This window comes from Tahibacter caeni (assembly GCF_024609805.1).
GTDB lineage: Bacteria > Pseudomonadota > Gammaproteobacteria > Xanthomonadales > Rhodanobacteraceae > Tahibacter > Tahibacter caeni.
The window spans coordinates 1-2,163 of the sequence record NZ_JANFVR010000525.1; the positions used below are offsets into that span (position 1 = coordinate 1).

3 protein-coding genes are annotated in these 2,163 nt (G+C 73.6%); all 3 read right to left on the reverse strand.

Going from position 1 to position 2,163, the window contains the following annotated elements:
- A partial coding sequence (locus NON22_RS23410) for a VWA domain-containing protein (RefSeq protein WP_257389397.1) occupies positions 1-846 on the reverse strand: 846 nt, incomplete at its 3' end.
- Positions 843-1,844: a VWA domain-containing protein gene (locus tag NON22_RS23415; RefSeq protein WP_257389398.1), complete on the reverse strand. Its 1,002-nt coding sequence runs from the start codon at positions 1,842-1,844 to the stop codon at positions 843-845. The genes NON22_RS23415 and NON22_RS23410, both read right to left, overlap by 4 nt.
- On the reverse strand, positions 1,837-2,163 hold a 327-nt coding region (locus NON22_RS23420), incomplete at its 5' end, for a DUF4381 domain-containing protein (protein WP_257389399.1). The genes NON22_RS23420 and NON22_RS23415, both read right to left, overlap by 8 nt.

A 2,163-nucleotide genomic window follows, 5' to 3' on the forward strand; every position in this document is an offset into this window, starting at 1 on the left:
GCCCAGCGCGGCGAGGTCGACACTGCCGCCGTCGAGCGCGACGTAGCGGCCGCCGCCGGCCTCGGCGACGCGGCGCAGCGCGACGGCGTCGACGCGCGGCACGACGATGTCGCCTTTGCTATCTTTCCAGAAATCCCCTTGTGGCAGGCTGACCGGCGCACCCTCGGCCGTGCCGACCGCGAGCACCGACACGCGCACGCCCTGCTGCGCCGCCTCGCGCGCGGCGCTGCCGGCGTCGCCGGAGACCGTGTCGCAGACCAGGATCAGCTCGCCGCCGCCGCTGCCGGACTGGCGGATCAGCTCGACGCCGCGGCGGATCGCGACCGCCGTGCGGTTGCCGCCGACCGGCATGATGCCGGGATCGAGTTCGCCGAGCAGGTTGCGCACGGTGGCCGCGTCGTCGGTCATCGGCGCGACGACGAACGCGTCGCCGGTATAGCCGAGCAGAGCGACCTGTCCGTCGCCGAGCGCGTCGAGCAGATCGTGGATCGCGAAGCGCGCGCGCGTCAGCCGGTTCGGCTTGAGGTCCGCGGCGAGCATGCTCGGGCTCAGCTCGAGCGCGATCACGCGCGCGGCCTGGTTGCGGTACAGCGGCGTCGGCAGCTTCTCCCAGGCCGGTCCGGCCAGGGCGAGGCAGGCGATGATCCAGGCGACGGAGAGCACGGCCGCGGGCCAGCGCCGCGGCGCCGTGCTGCCGGCGAGCAGGTGGCGCAGCAGATGCGCGTCGACCGCGCGCGCCCAGCTGCGCTGCAGCCCGCCGTCGGCGCGCAGCGCGAGCCAGAACAGCGGCAGCGCGAGCAGCGCCGCGAGCCAGGCCGGCCGCAGGAACTGGAATTCGGCGATCATGCGGCGCGGTTCCGGATCAGGCCCGCGTAGCGGCGCAGGTCCAGCAGCGGCAGCAGCGCGAGCAGGGCCGCGAGACCGAGCGGCAGATGGAACAGCTCGCTGACCGGGCGGAAGCGCTCGCTCTGGTCGGCGGCCGGTTCGAGCCGGTCGATCTCGCGGTAGATGCCGGCCAGCTCGGCCGTGTCGCGGGCGCGGAAGAAGCGGCCGCCGGTCTTCTCGGCGATCTCGGTCAGCAGCGCCGCATCGAGATCGGCCGACGGATTCACCGTGCGGCTGCCGAAGAAGTCGTCGACGCGCATGCGCTCGGAGCCGAGACCGATGGTATACACCTTTACTTTTTCCTTCTGCGCGAGCTCGGCCGCCTTGCGCGGCTCGATCTCGCCGGCCGTGTTGACACCGTCGGTCAGCAGCACGACGACGCGCTGCGCCTCGGGCCGCTCGCGCAGGCGCTTGACCGCGAGGCCGAGCGCGTCGCCGATCGCGGTCTCGCGGCCGGCCAGGCCGACCGTGGCTTCGTCGAGCTGCGTGCGCACGGTCTTGACGTCGAAGGTCAGCGGCGTCAGCAGATAGGCGTTGGAGCCGAACAGGATCAGGCCGACGCGGTCGCCCGCACGCCGCGCGACGAAATCGCCGACGATGGCCTGCATGGCCTGGAAGCGCGTGACCTGCTCGCCGCTGATGTTCATGTCGCCGATGTTCATGCTGCCTGACACGTCGAGCGCGAGCAGCAGCTCGCGGCCGCTGCGCGGCAGGTCGGCCGGCTCGCCGACCCACTGCGGCCGCGCGACCGCGGTGACCAGCAGCGCCCAGATCAGCCACGCCAGCCCCAGGCCCGTGAATGCGCGGCGCGCGCCGCCGGCGACGTCGGCCGGATCGAGCACGCCGTCATAGGGCAGATGCAGCGCGGCACCCTGCTCGTCGGCGGCCGGACACCAGCGCAGCACCAGCCAGGGCAGCGGCAGCAGCAGGAACAGCCAGGGCCAGGCCCACTCAAACATGGCGCAGCTCGCTCCGCAGCACGCGCTGCAGGTGGCGCCGCGCGAGCGCGTGCAGCGCATCGACGTCGACGTCCGCGGTCGGACGCCAGGCCGCGTCGGTCAGTGCATCCGCATAGGCGGCGAAGCCGTCGCCGTGGCGATCGAGAAAACCGATCCAGTCCGCGCCGCCGAGACTGCCGGCGTCGGGGCGCACCGCGCGCGCGACGCGGCGCAGGAGCTGCGATAGCGCGGCGAGATAGGCCGGCGCCGTTGCGGCGTCGTTGCTGGCCGGCCGCAGCGCGTCCAGTTCGGCGAGCAGCCGCCGCGCACGCTGCAGGCG